The sequence below is a fragment of the Phytopseudomonas daroniae genome, assembly GCF_004327285.1.
In the GTDB taxonomy this organism is placed as follows: Bacteria; Pseudomonadota; Gammaproteobacteria; order Pseudomonadales; family Pseudomonadaceae; genus Aquipseudomonas; species Aquipseudomonas daroniae.
The window spans coordinates 19,354-35,196 of record NZ_QJUI01000017.1 but is presented as its reverse complement, the minus strand read 5'-3'; the positions used below and the strand labels follow the sequence as shown (position 1 = coordinate 35,196).

The window sequence follows — 15,843 nt, the reverse complement described above, 5'->3', positions numbered from 1 at the left end:
GCGCCGTCGCCAGTAACTGCCATAGCCAACAGATCGCGGTCTGGAAAATTCTGCATCTCATAATAAATGGAGGCACAGGTGAGTGAACGTTTGAAGATTGAGAACCTGTACAAGGTCTTTTCCTCGATTCCGCAGAGGGCCATGGAGCTCTTGGCGCAAGGCGCGAGCAAGGATCGGATACTGGCCGAGACCAGCATGGTGGTTGGCCTCAACGACGTCTCGCTGTCGGTTCCCAGCGGTGCGATCTACATGATCATGGGGCTCTCCGGTTCGGGGAAATCCACGCTCGCACGCTGTATCAACCGCTTGAACGAGCCGACGGCGGGTAAGATTCTGCTCGATGGTCAGGACATCGTCACTCTGAACGACAAAGACCTGCGTGAGATTCGCCGTACGCGCATTTCCATGGTCTTTCAGCATTTCGCGCTGTTGCCGAACAAATCCATTATCGAGAACACCGAGTTCGGGCTGAAGCTGCGTGGCATCCCGCTTGCCCAGCGTCGTCAGCGCGCCGAAGAAGTGCTGTCGGTGGTCGGTCTGTCGAAGTGGGCCTATCACTATCCCCACGAGCTTTCCGGGGGCATGCGCCAACGGGTCGGCCTGGCTCGGGCGCTGACCACCGATGCCGATGTGCTGATCATGGATGAAGCCTTCAGTGCGCTGGATCCGCTGATCCGCAGCGAGATGCAGGACGAGTTGCTGCGCCTGCAACGCACCCTGAAGAAAACCATTTTGTTCATCACCCACGATTTCCAGGAAGCGCTCAAGCTCGGTACACGCATCGCGATCATGGCCGACGGGCAGGTCGTGCGTGAAGGCACGCCGCAGTCCATCGTGCTTGAACCGGGCAGCGAGTACGTATGTGGCTTCACCCGCGAAGTCGATCGTTCCCGGCTGTTCGACGCCCGTTCGGTCATGCAGTCAGCGGCGACCGTCATGGACAGCGATGCCGGCCGGATCGTTGCCGACCAGAAGGCGCTGCGTCAGGGCGGGTTTGTGCTCACTGCCAGCAACCGCGTGATAGGGGTGCTCGATGCTCAGTCGCTGCGCCAGGTTCGCGCTGGCGAGCCAGCGACCAATCTGCTCTCGACCAACTTCGTCAGCGTCGCGGCCGACGCCAAGCTGATCGATGTTGCGCGCTTGCTGAAAAATGATCAGCCGGTGGCCGTGATTGACGAGGGTGGAGCATTCCTTGGAACCCTGGAGCCGGAAAACATTCTCGAATGCATCGGCACCGTCTCCTCGCCGCGCAATCTCTTACAAGAAGGGGCACGACATGCTTGAGGCACAAAACCTTGCCGTTTTTCCGGTGGATAGCTGGATTTCTGACAGCGTTCAGTGGCTGGGCATCTATTTCCGACCGGTTTTCATGGCGATCCGCTGGCCGGTTGAAAACCTGCTGGCGTTCAACGATTACGTGCTGCATGCCATCCCGTTCCCGGTGATGGTGGTGCTGATGTTTCTGATCGCCTATCGCGCCGCCAGTATCGGGATCGCGCTGTTCAGCGCCGTGGCTCTGGTCGTTATCGCGATGCTGGGCGTTTGGGATGAAGCGATGACTACACTTTCGCTGATCACCACAGCGATTATTTTCTGCCTGATCATCGGCATTCCCATGGGCATTCTCTGCGCTCGCAGCGAGAAGGTCTGGGGTGTGGTGCGACCGATCCTCGACATCATGCAGACCACGCCGACCTTCGTTTACCTGGTGCCGGTGGTGATGCTCTTCGGTGTCGGTACCGTGTCCGGCGAAGTCGCCGTGGTGATCGCCGCCGTGCCGCCGCTGATTCGCTTCACCTACCTGGGCATCCGCATGGTCGATCAGGAGATCGTCGAGGCCGGGCTGGCATTCGGCGCCGACAAACGTCAATTGCTCTGGGAAATCCAGCTACCGATGGCCATCCCGACCATACTCGGCGGCCTCAATCAGACCGTGCTCACGGCGATGGTGATGTCGGTGGTGGTGGCGATGATCGGTGCCGAAGGATTGGGACTGGTCGTGCTGCAGGGGTTGGGCCGGCTGGATGTCGGACGCGCGGCAGTGGGTGGCATCGCCATCGTGCTGCTGGCCATGATGCTCGACCGCATCACGCAAAAGCTCGCCCATCCGGTGAAGCGAGGCAAGCGTAAGTCGCTGTTCAAAAGGCTCATCAGGCCCCACCAGGTCAACGCCTGAGGAGACGAGGCCGCTGAGCCATGGAATAACAATGAGCGACGGTGTTCATGGCCGCGATCTGGCTACGAGAAGCAACTGCCATCACTAATGGATAGGTCAAGGGGGCATCATGAAATACAGGTTCAAGAGCGTGCTTGAAACGGTCGCCGCGAGCTTCTTCGTCGTCGCGACACTGGGCAGCGCAGCGGCGGCCGATCTGCCCGGAGAGGGCAAAACGATCCGCCTGGCACAGTCTGACAGCATGGGCGCCAACTACGTGCTGACCCAAATCACCCGACAGGCGTTCGAGCAGCTGGGCTATGGTGTCAGAGTGAGTACGATCAATTCGAACCTGTTTTTCCAGGCCGCTGCCCAAGGTGATCTGGACATCGCCATGGATCTGAATTTCCCACAGCGTAAGCCAGGTTTCGACAAGGTCGAGAAGTACGCGCAAACGCTCGGCGAGGGATTGATTCAGGGCGGCGGTTACAATGGCTACCTGATCGATAAGAAGACCGCTGACGCCTACGGCATCACCTCCCTCGAGCAACTGAAAGATCCGAAGATAGCCGGTCTCTTCGGCAAGAACGGCAAGGCTGAACTGATCAACTGTGATCCGGGCTGGAGTTGCGGCGATGTCGTGGAGTACCAGTTGGACGAGTTCGGGCTCAAGGACACCATCTCTTCGGTACGCGGCAAATACGAGGCCTTGATGTTCGAAGTGATCGCCCGCGAGAAACGCGGCGAGCCGGTGTTTTTCTACGCGTGGATTCCTTCGTGGATGACCAATTCTCTGGTGCCGGGCAAGGACGTGGTTTGGCTGCCGACGCCGTTCGATGCGCTGCCATCCAGCGTGCCGAATGCTGGCTCGGCATTGACTCCGGGGGTTCCGGGATGCGCCGGCGGTGCTGATCCGTGCCGCATGGCGATGGCCGCCTGGAACTGGATGCCGGTGGCCAACAAGGACTTCATCGCCGCCAACCCGGCGGTCAAGACCTTTACCGAGCAGGCTTCGTTCTCTCGCGACACCTGGTCCTACTGGGAGAAGTCCATCAGTGAAGAGGGCGCCAGCGAGCGCAATATTCGTAAACTGGCCGATGCCTGGATCAGTGAAAACCAGGCGACCTTCGACGCCTGGATGAGCCAGGCCAAGACTGGCGGTTGAGGCATTCGACCGAGCTAGGTTGAGCAGGGCATGCCGGCAGTCTCTGCTGCGTGTTCCCTCGCATTTGATCGCCAGCAGACAGACTTCGCGAGCGACATCGACGAGCGTCCGAGCATGCGTCGCATCGCGGCTTTGCGCGCCATCCATGGCCGGTACGACGCCGAGCCCGCGCACTTCACCAGTGCGCGGATGCTTCGACCTGCAGCGTAGCCGCTGCCCACGCCGCATCGAGATCCTGCTACTGATCGCTGCGCTAACGGCAGAGCCGATCTTCGGTGTCTTCGGCGCAGAGAGATCAGCTCAATGTGGTCATAGCGTCCAACTGGCAGTAGAGCTCCGTAGAGCAAGCCACTCACCATTGGGCCCACCGTCGCGTGGGCCCAATGCTTTCTGCTCCATAAAAGCCGACAGTCGACCATCTTCCATTCACTGTGTAGGATGACCACCGGGTGTTAGCCGCATGTTGCGGTGTGACAGGTTCTGTTACGTTGGTCGGGCCGCCACGCGGAGTCCGTTCGTCCATGAAATCGCGCCCGTTTCGTCAGGATATTCCCCGTGCCCAGCGTTTGGCTGAGCACGCTTTCGCTTTTATCCGCCGTCTTTTCAACCGTGAAGCCTTCAGTGGCGTCGTGTTGCTGCTCGCCACGGCGGCAGCGCTGATCTGGGCCAATTCTCCCTACGCTGATAGCTATCACGCGCTCTGGCATGCCCCTGTTTCGTTTGGCTTCGGGAGCATGAGAGTTTCCCAGTCCCTGCATTTCTGGATCAACGACGGTCTGATGACCCTGTTCTTTCTGGTCGTCGGCATGGAGATCCGCCGCGAAATACATGACGGCGCGCTGGCCGATCTGCGTCAGGCGTCGCTGCCGATCGCTGCTGCCTGTGGCGGGGTGATAGTGCCGGCGCTGATCTATGCCAGTCTCAATCATCAGGGCGCCGGGCTGCATGGCTGGGCGATTCCGGCTGCTACGGATATCGCTTTCGCCGTCGGGCTACTGGCCTTGCTGGGCAAGGGGATTCCCTCCGGTGTGCGCATCTTCCTGCTGACCCTGGCGGTCATCGACGATGTCATCGCGGTGATTCTGATCGCGCTGTTCTATTCCGACGGGCTGGACTACAGCGGCTTCGCCGTCGCCGGTGTTGGTGCGCTAGCGGTGTTGGGACTGCAACGCATCGGCATCGGTTCGGCCTATGCCTATGTGCTGCCAGGGGCGCTGATGTGGGGCGGTCTGCTGATGACGGGTGCCCACCCGACCCTGGCCGGGGTGATTCTCGGTCTGATGACGCCGGTCATCTGCCTGCCTGCCCGCGAATTGCCGCGTGATGCGGTCAGCCGTATCGCCCGTGAGCTGGAGGATGATCGTGGCACCGCAGTGGCGTCCAATGAAGCGGCGCAGTCGTTGCGCGAGCTGCGTATTGCCCAGCGGGAACTGCTACCGCCTGTGGTGCGTGTGCAACTGGCGCTGCACCCGTGGGTTACGTTCGGTTTGATGCCGCTGTTCGCCCTGGCCAACGCCGGTGTAAGCCTGGGCGGTGTCGACTTGTCCCAGAGCACGTCGCACTGGGTGATGCTGGGTGTGGCCATCGCGCTGTTGGCGGGTAAACCCATTGGCGTGATCAGCGTTAGCTGGCTGATGGTGAGGTTTGGTGTGTGCCGCTTGCCAGACGATGTCTCCTGGCGTGGTGTCACCCTGATCGGCCTACTGGCCGGGATCGGTTTCACCATGTCGATCTTTATTGCCAACCTGGCTTTCAGCGATGCCAACTTGTTGGATGCCGCCAAGCTAGGTGTGCTGTTGGGCTCGCTGGCTTCGGCAACTCTGGGGCTTGTCTGGGGCGTACTCTATGTACGTCGTTTGCGTGGTGCTCAGCTGGCAAGTGGCACATAAGCACCGTTGGCCGTGTGGGCCGCAACTATCCGTGACCGGGCGCCAGCGACGAGAGACCGGACGCACCGGTATTTTTCATGAAGCCGGCCAGTGCCGCCCTGAGCCCTGGCGATGTGATCAATGCCGGGATCAAGGGTGTCACCGAGTTGGAAATGCGCGTTGGCAATCGGCCATTGAGCCTGTTCACGATCTGCTGCGTGTCACCTGCAGACATTTCATGTACGAGCGCAAAAAGGCGGAAGCGGCCATTGAGCCACAAGCCACAAGCCACAAGATAGAAGCAAGAGCAATGGAGCGCTCCGAGCCGCTTTTAACTTGCCGCTTGAAGCTTGTGGCTGCTACCGCCTTATAACGTCTTATCGGTCAATTTCGGGCTCTGCTTCGCGAGATCGTGAACAGGCTCTCTGGAGGAAAAACACATGTCCCATGAAACCCTGAAGAAAGTCGCCCTGGTAACCGGTGCCGGCAGCGGCATTGGCAAGGCCGTTGCCGAGGTTCTGTTGGTCGATGGCTTTTCTCTGGTGCTGGCAGGGCGTCGGCCCGAGCCGCTGCAGGCCCTGGTCGAGGCCGCACGCAGCCGTGGGCAGGACGCCATTGCGGTGCCTACCGATGTACGCGATCCAGCCAGTGTCGATGCCTTGTTCGCCACCGTGGAGGAGGTCTACGGGCGGCTCGACGTGATTTTCAACAACGCTGGCGTCAATACGCCCGCCGTGACCCTCGACGAGCTGGATGTCGAGCAGTGGCGCAACGTCATCGACACCAACCTCAATGGTGTCTTTCTCTGCGCCCGTGGCGCGTTCCGCCTGATGCGCCGGCAAACGCCACAAGGCGGCCGAATCATCAACAATGGCTCGATCTCGGCACATACGCCGAGGCCCCACAGCAGTGCCTACACCACCAGCAAGCACGCGGTACTGGGGCTGACCAAATCCCTGGCACTGGATGGCCGTGAATTCAGCATCGCCTGCAGCCAGATCGATATCGGCAATGCCCTGACCGAGCTGTCGGTGCGCATGACCAAGGGCGTACGCCAGGCCAATGGCGAGATCGCCGTCGAACCCATGGTCGACGTCAGGCACGTTGCCGATGCCGTGCGTTACATCGCCGCGCTGCCGCTTTCGGCCAACGTGCTGAACATGACCGTGATGGCCACCAATATGCCCTTCGTTGGCCGTGGCTGATCCACGACGAATAGTCTGGTTACCTGATCAATATCGCCCGCGGCAAGCTGGTCAACGAGGCCGATCTGGTCGCTGCCTTGCAGAGCGGCCAGATTGCCGGTGCGGCGCTGGCTGAGTTCATTCCGGGAATTTTTTGCGGATGGCGGCTCTCGCTGAGCCGCTCTTTGGGGCCGCGGATCCGTTGTTCGGCCCCTGTTTTACGACTGGCAGATATTCGTTGCCCCTTCCGCTGGGCTCCTGGAGTCCGTAAGGGAGGCTGCTTTTCCCGGCAGAAAAAGTGGTTTTTTTGGCGCACGCTTTTGGGTAAAGTGCGGGCCTCTTTGGGGAGTAGCCTGCTTCTGAGTCCGCTCAGGAGCGTTCGTATCAACATTCTCGGCAGCAGCCGTGGTACGAACACCGTTCGGTTGGTGAGACCAATGACAGATACGTGCCTAAGGTCGGGCGCGTGTATCCGTCATTGACTCATAGCCCGACCGAGACGTAACCGTGAATCCCATTTCCCTCATCCTCCTGGCTTTCGCCATGTCCACCGATGCTTTTGCCGCTGCTATCGGCAAGGGCGCCAGTCTGCACAAAATCAGATTCATCGATGCCCTGCGCACCGGTCTGATCTTCGGTGTCATCGAAGGCATCACCCCCGTGGTCGGTTGGTTCATTGGCCAGGCTGCGGCCAGTTTCGTCGAGGAGTGGGATCACTGGATCGCTTTCGTGTTACTCCTGCTGCTGGGGCTGCACATGATTTACGCTGGCCTGCGCCCCGAGGCGGATGAAGCTCCGCAAAAACCTGACTCGCATTCGTTCTGGGTACTGGCGGTGACCGCGTTCGCCACCAGTATCGATGCGCTGGCCGTGGGTGTAGGCCTGGCGTTCGTCGAGGTCAATATCTGGATCGCCGCGCTGGCGATCGGTCTGGCGACCATGATCATGGTAACGATCGGCGTGATGCTCGGTCGTGTGATCGGCACCGCCATTGGCCACAAGGCCGAGATCATCGGCGGCCTGGTGTTGATCGGTGTGGGCACGGCGATCCTCTATGACCATACGCTGCTTTGACGGAAAAATTCCCCAATACGGCGTGCAGTGATGCAGCAACGGATAGTGCTTTTCTTTGCCAGCGCCAAGGTCAGGCTCATCTACGACCGAAAAAAGGCGCAAGCGGCCGTAGGGGTGGATGACGCTCTTTTCATCCGCCAGCCCGTAGGATGGGTGAAACCCATCGGCAAATTGATGGGTTTCACCCATCCTACGGGATCCATGGCCCGAACGTAGCCTGGATTAGCCGCAGGCGTAATCCGGGGCCGAAGGCCGTGATCCATGGTTCAACGCGGGTCACCGACCGGCTACTTTCGCCTTCTGGCGTCACATCGCTCAAGCAGGGTTCCAGCTTGAGCGATGTGAACAGGTTGTAAGAGGCGTGAGCCAGAAAACCCACGCCCGAGGCTCAGGGCGCGGGGTTGGGCTGGTTGCGGTGGATGGCTTCCAGGGCCGTGAGCAAGTCGTCATCGAGTTGCAGCTCCACGCTGGCCAGGTTGCTGCGCAACTGCTCCAGGGTGGTGGCACCGATGATGTTGCTGGTCACGAAAGGTCGTGAGGTGACGAAGGCCAGTGCCAGTTGCGCCGGATCCAGGCCGCGTTCGCGAGCCAACTCAACGTAGCCTTTTGCCGCATGCTCGACCTGCGGGTTGTTGTAGCGCTGGAAGCGATCGAATAGCGCCAATCTGCTGCCCGCCGGGCGCGCACCATCCAGGTACTTGCCGGAAAGCACACCAAAGGCCAGCGGCGAATAGGCGAGCAGGCCGATCCGCTCGCACAGGGCGATTTCCGCCAGGCCGATCTCGAAGGTACGGTTGAGCAGGCTGTAAGGGTTCTGGATCGACACCGCGCGGGGCCAGCCGCGGGTTTCTGCCAGATGCAGGAAGCGTGCTGTGCCCCAGGGCGTTTCGTTGGACAGGCCGATATGGCGGATCTTGCCGGCCTTGACCAGCTCGTCGAGTACCTCGAGGGTGTCTTCGATGGCGACGGACTGGTCGTCCGGGTCGTGGCTGAAACCGAGCTGGCCGAAGAAGTTGGTCTTGCGATCCGGCCAGTGCAGTTGGTAGAGGTCGAGGTAATCGGTCTGCAGGCGGTCGAGGCTGGCATCCAGGGCGGCGATGATGTTCTGGCGATCGAGGCGCGGATTGCCATCGCGGATGTGCTCCATGCGACCTGGGCCGGCGACCTTGCTGGCCAGCACCCAGTCGCTGCGGTCAGCGAAGCGGCGGAAGTAGTTGCCGATGATGGTTTCGGTGCTGCCGTAAGTCTTGCCGTTGGGCGGTACCGGATACATTTCCGCGGTATCGAGGAAGTTGACCCCGGCATCCTTGGCCAGACGAATCTGTTCGAAGGCCTGTGCCTCGGTGTTCTGTTCGCCCCAGGTCATGGTGCCAAGGGCGATGACGCTGACGTCGAGGTCGGTACGGCCGAGTGTGCGCTTGTGCATTAAGTACTCCTGTGCGGGCGATCAGTGCCGCCCGCTGACGAAATGGGCCGGGTCGTTGAAGCCGTGGGTCGAGGCGTGGCCGGGTGTGACCAGGCTGTCGATGAATGCCTCGTCCTCGCCATCCAGGCGCAGTTCGAGGGCGCCGACATAGCTCTGCCATTGCTGCAGCGTGCGCGGCCCGACGATGGCGGCGCTGACCTGCGGATTGGCCAGCACCCAGGCGATGGCGAAGCTGATCGGGTCGCTGCCGCGGCGTTGTGCATGGGCGGTGACCTGCTGGGCCAGGGCCAGTGATTCCTGGCGCCATTCGGTTTCCAGGATGCGTTTGTCCTGTCGCGCCGCACGCGATCCGGCATCCGGCTCGCTGCCGGGCTGGTACTTGCCGCTGAGCACGCCGCGGGCCAGCGGGCTGTAGGGAACCACGCCGAGGCCGTAGTAGCGCGCCGCCGTGAATTGCTCGGTTTCCGCCTGACGGTTGACGATGTTGTACAGCGGTTGGCTGGCCACGGGATCGTCGACGCCGAGGCGGCGGGCGATGTTCACCGCTTCGGCCAGCCGCCAGCCGCGGAAGTTGGAAACGCCCCAATAGCGAATCCTGCCCTGGCGGATCAGGTCGCCGATGGCGGAAATGGTTTCCTCCAGCGGTGTGTCGTGATCCTCGCGGTGCAGGTAGTAGAGATCCAGATAATCGGTACCGAGGCGACGCAGGCTGCCTTCCAGCGCATCGAAAATGGATTTGCGGCTCAGCCCCTGGTTGGCTGCATGCGACCATGAGCGTGGGCTGCCGACCTTGCTGGCCAGCACCCAGTTGGCGCGGTCGGCGGCAATCGCACGACCGGTGATTTCCTCGGAAATACCAGCGTTGTAGACGTCCGCGGTATCGATGAAGTTGACGCCCAAGTCCCGCGCCTGATCGATAATGCGGCGCGATTCGGTTTCGTCGGTGGCGCCGCCGAACATCATGGTGCCCAGCGACAGCGGCGAAACCTTGAGGCCGGATTTACCCAGTGAACGGTAATGCACGTGCATTGCTCCTCTGTGGTGGGCGGTTCAGGCCACCGGTGTGCGTTCGCCCACGGTGGATTGCTGACGTGCCAGGGTATGCCGGTTGCCCGGTACCGGCAGACCGAGGTGGCCTCTCAGGGTATCGTGCTGGTAGTCATCGCGAAACAGCCCGCGTTCGCGCAGCAAAGGCAATACCTGGTCGGTGAACTTGGCGAACTCGCTATGGGCCGTGACGCGGATGTTGAAGCCGTCCACGGCTTCCTCGCGAAACCAGCGCTCGATTTCGTCGGCCACGCGCTGGGCGGTGCCGACGAAGGGCGAAGCGCGCTCCGAGAAATACAGTGCCGCCTGACGCAGGGTCAGGCCCTTGTCACGGGCAATACGCTGGATGCGCTCGGCATGGCCGCGGTAGCCATTACTGCCGAGATCGCCCAGCTCGGGGAAGGGCGCATCGAGATCGTACCGGGAGAAGTCGTGGTAGTTGAACGGACGCCCCAGTTGCACCAGCGCCTTGTCCAGATCCAGCTCGCTATTGAGGCTTCTTTCGATGCGCCGTGCCTCTTCATCGGTGTCGGCGATGATCGGCACGATACCGGGGAACAGCAATACATGGTCAGGATTACGCCCGGCGGCCTTGGCCCGTTGCTTGATGTCGCGGTAGTAGGCCTGTGCTTCCTCGAAATTATCCACGCCGGCATAAATACCTTCGGCGATTTCGCCGGCCAGGTGGCGCCCGGCTTCGGAAATACCGGCCTGGAAGATCACCGGCTGGCCCTGCCTGGAGCGGGCGATATTGAGCGGCCCGGCGACCGAATAGAACTCGCCTTCGTGGTCGAGCGCATGCAGGCGGCTCTTGTCGAGGAAGCGATCATTGGCCTTGTCGCGGGGAAAGGCGTCGTCCTCGTAGGAATCCCACAGCCCCTTGACCACGGCGACATGCTCGTGGGCACGGCGGTAGCGTTCGCCATGGTCGAAATGCTGTTCGCGGCCATAGTTGCCGGCGGCGCCTTCCAGGCCGGTGGTGACCACGTTCCAGCCGGCGCGGCCATTGCTGATCAGATCCAGCGAGGCGAAGCGGCGAGCGACGTTGAACGGGTGGTTGTAGGAGGTGGTCAGGGTGCCGACCAGGCCGATCTTCTCGGTCGCGCCGGCGACTGCCGAGAGCAGCGTCAGGGGCTCCAGGCGATTGAGAAAGTGCGGTGTGGTGTCTGGGGTGATGTAGACGCTGTCGACGATGAACACGTAGTCGAACTTGGCGGCCTCGGCCTGTTGCGCAAGACGCCGGTACCAGTTGATATCGACGCTTTCGTCGCCTTTGAGATCCGGGTGCTTCCAGTCGTTCTGCGTGCTGCCGACGCCGGTGAGGATGGCGCCGAATCTGAGTTGACGTGCCGGCATGAGAGGCTCCTGATGGCCAGTGGATGAGTCCGACGGGAAGCTGCTTGGCAGACCTGCCGGCAGGGCGGATCTGAATACTAGGGGGAATGCAGCGAGTATCTAAATATTTTTATGTTGTATGCATATAAGATGCGTAATATTAATTATGTTTTGTCTTCTTCAGCGACTTCCCGATCCGTCCTGGATCAACCTTTGGTTACCGCCATGCCCGAGTCCCGATCCAGGCGCCGGAACAGCAAAGCCGAGGACAGGCACAGCAGGCTGACCAGCGCCATGGTCAGGCCGATATCCTCGATACTGGGCATTTCATGGCCACGTACGCGCTGAATCAGCCCGAGCAGCAGGGCGGCGATGCACACCGCCAGGCTCATGCCCAGCTGTACCGCCATGGCGGACAGGGTGCTGGCTTTGCTGGCGCGACAGCTGCTGATGTCGGCGTAGGTCAGCGCGCCCATGGTGCTCATCTGCAGGGAGCGGGACAGGCCGCCGACGAACAGCATGAGGATCACCAGCAGTGCCGGAGTATCGGCCTGCAGGAGCGCACAGATCGCAACCGAGAGGCCGCCGATGACGGCATTGCAGAGCAGGATGCGTCGAAAGCCGAAGCGCCGCACCAGGCGTACGGAGATGAACTTGATCAGCAACGCACCGGCGCCCCCGGCGAAAGTCAGCAGACCGGCTTCCAGGGCGCTGAGGCCGAAACCGACCTGGAACAGCAGCACCAGCAGAAACGGCAGCGAAGCACTGCCCAGGCGAAACAGCGTGCCGCCCCACATCACGATGCCGAAGGTGGGAATACGCAGCAGCGAAAAGTCCAATAGAGGTGCCGACGAGCGCCGGGCATGACGGGTGTAGAGCAGGCCGAACAACAGACCATTGCCCAGCAGCGCGCATGACCAGAACCACTCCAGCGAGCGGCCATGGCCGAGGGATTCGAAGGCCAGTACCAGGCTGGCGAGTGCCAGGCTGCTGAGCAGAAAACCGGCAAGATCCAGCGGCTGGCGTTTCTGTCCGGGGTAGTCCGGGATGTGCCGAAGGATCAGCACGATCCCCAGCAGGCCGATGGGCAGGTTGATCAGAAAGATCCAGTGCCACGACAGGGTCGTCACCAGCAAGCCGCCCAGTGGCGGCCCGACCATCGGCCCCAGCAACGCCGGCATGGTGAGAAAGGCCATGGCGCGCATCAGGTTGGCCTTGCTGATCCAGCGCAGCAGAATGATCTGTCCGACCGGCACCATCATTGCCCCCGCGGTGCCCTGGCAGAAGCGCGCCAGGGAAAGCTGCAGCAGCGAGGTGGACAGCGCACAAGCCAGCGAGCTGATGATGAACAACGCGATGGCGACAATGAACAGACGCCGTGGGCCGTAACGCTCTGCCAGCCAGCCGCTGATGGGAATGAACATCGCCACGGCCAGCAGGTACAGGGAGACGATCAGGTTCATGTGCACGCTGGACTCGCCGAAATCCTCGGCGATCTCCGCCAGCGCGGTGAGCACGGCGGTGGAGTCGAGCAGTTCCATGAACAAGGCGCAGCCGATGATCATCGGCACTTTGCGGTCGAACGTCGCGTCGTTCTCCACGGTGCTGGGCGCGCCGCTGTTTACCGGGCGCGGCGCCTCGACATCGGGGTGTTTGTCCCCCGCGCCGCTCAGGAGAAGCGGCCGTAGCGGCCCGAAGAATAGAGCAACGGCTCCTGATCGCTGTGCCAGCAGTCCAGCACCTCGGCAATCGCCACCAGGTGGGTGCCAACATGGTGGAAATCGCTGATTCGACAATCGAAGCCAGCAGTGCTGGCCAGCAGCGCCGGGTTGCCACTGTCCAGTCGGCGCCAGGCGTGCTTGCTGAAACGCTGTTCTGGTGGCAGGCGGCCGGCGAAATCATTGGCGGCATCCACGGCGTCGGCACTCAGCACGTTGACACAAAAGCGCTTCTGCCGGATCAGATGCGGGTAGATGCTGGCGCCGCTGTTCACGGCGATCAATACGGTGGGCGGGTCGGCCGTCACCGAACTGAAGGCGGTGGCAGTCAGCCCGTAATCGGCATCGCCGCCAGCGCAGGTGATGATGTTCACCGAGGCGGCGGTGCTGCGCATGGCCAGCTTGAAATCGACGGCGTCGACGGTGTCGCTGAGGGGTTTTTCCAGAACGAGTACGGTCATGGGGACTCACGATTTTTGTGGTTTGGCTGTCAGGACTCAAGTTTCGAACAGGGCAAAGGGCGTTATAAAGCGTAAGCGGACGTAGGGTGGATGACGCTCTTTTCATCCACCATTGCGGTTGCAGAGCGGTGGACGGATCGGGCCGCGTAGGCAAGTGTCGTCCACCCTACGAAGGGCTGCTTGCGCCTTCATAGAGGGCGGTCTCGACTAACGAAGCGCCAGGCCCTGTTCGTTCAATGTATGGCTGATACGCTCGCGGCCGTGCAGGGACTCCACGCCCTTGAGGCGATTGATCACCTGCTCGCTCCAGCCCGGCGTGTTCTGGCCCTGAGCGCGGCTGAAGGCTGCGGCGGTTCCTTCATAGGCGGCGATCTGCTCTGGCTCGCCCTCGGTGCGGTAGGTCTCGCGGTGCAGTGTCACGGCCTGGGGCAGGCGTGGCTTGATCGCCGCTGGCTGCTGCGGATCGGTGTAACCCACGCACAGGCCGAACACCGGAAATACCAGGGGCGGCAGTTGCAGCTCGTCGATCACCGCCTGCAGGTTGTTGCGCAAGGCGCCGATGTAGACGGTGCCCAGGCCCAGCGACTCGGCGGCGACCACGGCATTCTGCGCGGCCAGCGCGGCATCGATGCTGCCGACCAGCAGGCTGTCCAGATAGGCCGGCGCCTGCAAGTGCACATCGCGCTGCTCGGCGATGCGCTGTGCTCGCGAGAAGTCGGCCAGCCAGATCAGCAACAGCGGCGCCTTGCGGATATGCGCCTGATCGTTGGCCAGGGTGGCCAAACGTTCCTTGCGCACAGGGTCTTCGATTGCCAGCAGGCTCCAGGCCTGCAGGTTGGATGACGTAGCTGCCGATTGCGCTGCGGCCAGCAGCGTTTCCAGGGTGCCAGCTGGCAATGGCCGCTCAAGGTAACTACGTACGCTACGGTGGGCGAGCAGGTGCTCGATCACCGGGTTGGCCAATAGCGCGGCAGGCTCGCTTGCGCCGCCGTAGCGTTGCTGCCAAAGATCCTGAAAAGAGGAAGTGGATGCAGTCATGCTGGCTCCTCGATGCGTTCGGGCACCCTGGGGGATCGTGTGTATCGATTCGTGGGTATCGGCAGCTCCAGATGACCGCGTAGCGTGCGGTGTGCGTAGTCATCGCGGAACAGGCCGCGCTCGCGCAGGATCGGCAGCACTTCGTTGGTGAAACGGGCGAATTCGCTCGGTGCGCCGACGTGGATGTTGAAGCCGTCCACGGCACCTTCGCGGAACCAGCGTTCGATTTCGTTGGCCACCGTAAGCGGCGAGCCGACGAAGCTGGAGTAGGGCTGGCCGAAGCGCAGTGCGGCCTGGCGCAGCGTCAGGTTCTGTTCCTGGGCCACGCGCTTGATGCGTTCGGCATGGCCGCGATAGCCGTTGCTACCCAGGTCACCGAGCTCCGGGAAGGGCGCATCGAGGTCGTACTGGCTGAAGTCGTGGTAGTTGAACGGGCGGCCCAGTTGCACCAGCGCCTTGTGCAGATCCAGCTCGCCCTTGCGTTCTCGCTGGATGGCCTGAGCCTGCTCATCGGTGTCGGCGATGATCGGTTCGATGCCCGGGAACAGCAGCACATGATCGGGGTTGCGGCCGGCTTCGGCGGTGCGACGCTTGATGTCGGCGTAGTACTCGCGGGCATCCTCGAAATTGTCCACGCCAGCGAAGATGCCTTCGGCAATGGTGGCGGCCAGGCCACGACCGGACTCGGACACGCCAGCCTGGAAGATCACTGGCTGGCCCTGGGGCGAGCGGGAGATGTTCAGTGGCCCGGTGACAGAAAAGAACTCGCCCTGGTGATCCAGGCGGTGCTGCTTGGCAGGATCGAGAAAGTGCTTGCTGACCTTGTCGCGTGGAAAGGCATCGTCCTCGTAGGAGTCCCACAAGCCCTGTACCACCGCGACGTGCTCATGGGCGCGACGGTAGCGTTCAGCATGGTCGATATGTCGCTCGCGGCCAAAGTTGCCGGCGGCGCCCTCCAGGCCCGTGGTGACCACGTTCCAGCCGGCACGGCCATGGCTGATCTGATCCAGCGAGGCGAACTGGCGAGCGACGTTGAAGGGCTCGGTGTAGGAGGTGGTCAGGGTCGCCACCAGACCGATCCTGTCGGTCGCGCCAGCCAGGGCGGAGAGCAGAGTCAGCGGTTCCAGGCGGTTGAGAAAGTGCGGGGCGGATTGCGGGGTGATGTACGGACTGTCGACGATGAACACGAAGTCGAACCTGGCCGCCTCGGCTGCGCGTGCCTGCTGCTTGTACCAGTCGATGTCGATGCTGGCGTCGCCGGGAATTTCCGGGTTCAGCCATTCCTGCTGGCTAGTACCCACACCGGTGAGAATGGCACCGAAATGCAGTTGTCGTTGCGTCATGGGTCGATCCTTTGCCCGCAACCGAGCAG

At 61.9% G+C, this 15,843-nt stretch carries 13 protein-coding genes, 1 pseudogene and 1 riboswitch; of the genes and pseudogenes, 7 read left to right on the top strand and 7 right to left on the bottom strand.

What is annotated here, in order from left to right:
- The first annotated feature begins 78 nt into the window (after positions 1-78).
- The 7 genes and pseudogenes from DNK06_RS18690 (at position 79) to mntP (ending at position 7,446) form a co-directional block, all read left to right on the top strand.
- On the top strand, positions 79-1,284 hold the full coding sequence (locus DNK06_RS18690; RefSeq protein WP_242674720.1) for a quaternary amine ABC transporter ATP-binding protein: 1,206 nt from the start codon (positions 79-81) through the stop codon (positions 1,282-1,284).
- Positions 1,277-2,176, top strand: a complete 900-nt coding sequence (locus DNK06_RS18685) for an ABC transporter permease (protein ID WP_131181505.1) — start codon at positions 1,277-1,279, stop codon at positions 2,174-2,176. Before DNK06_RS18690 ends, DNK06_RS18685 begins: the two co-directional genes overlap by 8 nt.
- 109 nt (positions 2,177-2,285) lie before the next feature.
- Positions 2,286-3,320 (top strand): glycine betaine/L-proline ABC transporter substrate-binding protein ProX, encoded by a 1,035-nt coding sequence (gene proX, locus DNK06_RS18680; RefSeq protein ID WP_131181504.1) that lies wholly within the window; start codon positions 2,286-2,288, stop codon positions 3,318-3,320.
- A 521-nt stretch (positions 3,321-3,841) separates the two neighbouring features.
- On the top strand, positions 3,842-5,209 hold the full coding sequence (gene nhaA / locus DNK06_RS18675; RefSeq protein WP_131181503.1) for a Na+/H+ antiporter NhaA: 1,368 nt from the start codon (positions 3,842-3,844) through the stop codon (positions 5,207-5,209).
- Positions 5,210-5,628: 419 nt separating this feature from the next.
- A complete protein-coding gene (locus DNK06_RS18670) occupies positions 5,629-6,393 on the top strand; it encodes an SDR family oxidoreductase (RefSeq protein ID WP_131181502.1) in 765 nt (254 codons plus the stop codon).
- A 17-nt stretch (positions 6,394-6,410) separates the two neighbouring features.
- Positions 6,411-6,515 (top strand): annotated as a pseudogene (locus tag DNK06_RS18665) (NAD(P)-dependent oxidoreductase); the annotation flags it as partial.
- Between the two features lie 193 nt (positions 6,516-6,708).
- A riboswitch (yybP-ykoY riboswitch) is annotated at positions 6,709-6,881 on the top strand.
- On the top strand, positions 6,880-7,446 hold the full coding sequence (gene mntP / locus DNK06_RS18660) for a manganese efflux pump MntP (RefSeq protein ID WP_131181501.1): 567 nt from the start codon (positions 6,880-6,882) through the stop codon (positions 7,444-7,446). Its footprint overlaps the riboswitch before it by 2 nt.
- Before the next feature lie 388 nt (positions 7,447-7,834).
- On the opposite strand, the gene DNK06_RS18655 is transcribed toward mntP, so the two are convergent.
- The 7 genes from DNK06_RS18655 to DNK06_RS18625 all read right to left on the bottom strand — a co-directional run bounded on the left by DNK06_RS18655 (position 7,835) and on the right by DNK06_RS18625 (position 15,814).
- Entirely contained in the window at positions 7,835-8,872 is a 1,038-nt protein-coding gene (locus tag DNK06_RS18655; protein WP_131181500.1) for an NADP(H)-dependent aldo-keto reductase, read from the bottom strand.
- A gap of 21 nt (positions 8,873-8,893) precedes the next feature.
- Positions 8,894-9,895, bottom strand: a complete 1,002-nt coding sequence (locus DNK06_RS18650; protein ID WP_131181499.1) for an aldo/keto reductase — start codon at positions 9,893-9,895, stop codon at positions 8,894-8,896.
- A gap of 27 nt (positions 9,896-9,922) precedes the next feature.
- The gene (locus tag DNK06_RS18645; protein ID WP_131181498.1) at positions 9,923-11,275 is read right to left on the bottom strand and encodes an LLM class flavin-dependent oxidoreductase; all 1,353 of its coding nucleotides are present in this window, start codon (positions 11,273-11,275) and stop codon (positions 9,923-9,925) included.
- 185 nt (positions 11,276-11,460) lie between these two features.
- Positions 11,461-12,819, bottom strand: coding sequence for an MFS transporter (locus tag DNK06_RS18640; RefSeq protein WP_131181584.1), 1,359 nt, complete (start codon positions 12,817-12,819; stop codon positions 11,461-11,463).
- 104 nt (positions 12,820-12,923) lie between these two features.
- Complete coding sequence (locus DNK06_RS18635; protein ID WP_131181497.1) at positions 12,924-13,433, bottom strand: flavin reductase family protein; 510 nt, start codon at positions 13,431-13,433, stop codon at positions 12,924-12,926.
- Positions 13,434-13,640: 207 nt separating this feature from the next.
- Entirely contained in the window at positions 13,641-14,471 is an 831-nt protein-coding gene (locus DNK06_RS18630; protein ID WP_131181496.1) for an NADPH-dependent oxidoreductase, read from the bottom strand.
- Positions 14,468-15,814: an LLM class flavin-dependent oxidoreductase gene (locus DNK06_RS18625; RefSeq protein WP_131181495.1), complete on the bottom strand. Its 1,347-nt coding sequence runs from the start codon at positions 15,812-15,814 to the stop codon at positions 14,468-14,470. Before DNK06_RS18625 ends, DNK06_RS18630 begins: the two co-directional genes overlap by 4 nt.
- Positions 15,815-15,843 lie beyond the last annotated feature (29 nt).

Excerpts from the sequence above, each read along its gene's own strand:
- DNK06_RS18685 (WP_131181505.1), top strand. The coding sequence starts at position 1,277 with ATGCTTGAGGCACAAAACCTTGCCGTTTTTCCGGTGGATAGCTGGATT.
- DNK06_RS18635 (WP_131181497.1), bottom strand. The coding sequence starts at position 13,433 with ATGACCGTACTCGTTCTGGAAAAACCCCTCAGCGACACCGTCGACGCC.
- DNK06_RS18645 (WP_131181498.1), bottom strand. The coding sequence starts at position 11,275 with ATGCCGGCACGTCAACTCAGATTCGGCGCCATCCTCACCGGCGTCGGC.
- proX (WP_131181504.1), top strand. The coding sequence starts at position 2,286 with ATGAAATACAGGTTCAAGAGCGTGCTTGAAACGGTCGCCGCGAGCTTC.
- DNK06_RS18655 (WP_131181500.1), bottom strand. The coding sequence starts at position 8,872 with ATGCACAAGCGCACACTCGGCCGTACCGACCTCGACGTCAGCGTCATC.
- nhaA (WP_131181503.1), top strand. The coding sequence starts at position 3,842 with ATGAAATCGCGCCCGTTTCGTCAGGATATTCCCCGTGCCCAGCGTTTG.
- DNK06_RS18640 (WP_131181584.1), bottom strand. The coding sequence starts at position 12,819 with ATGATCATCGGCTGCGCCTTGTTCATGGAACTGCTCGACTCCACCGCC.
- DNK06_RS18625 (WP_131181495.1), bottom strand. The coding sequence starts at position 15,814 with ATGACGCAACGACAACTGCATTTCGGTGCCATTCTCACCGGTGTGGGT.
- DNK06_RS18670 (WP_131181502.1), top strand. The coding sequence starts at position 5,629 with ATGTCCCATGAAACCCTGAAGAAAGTCGCCCTGGTAACCGGTGCCGGC.
- DNK06_RS18630 (WP_131181496.1), bottom strand. The coding sequence starts at position 14,471 with ATGACTGCATCCACTTCCTCTTTTCAGGATCTTTGGCAGCAACGCTAC.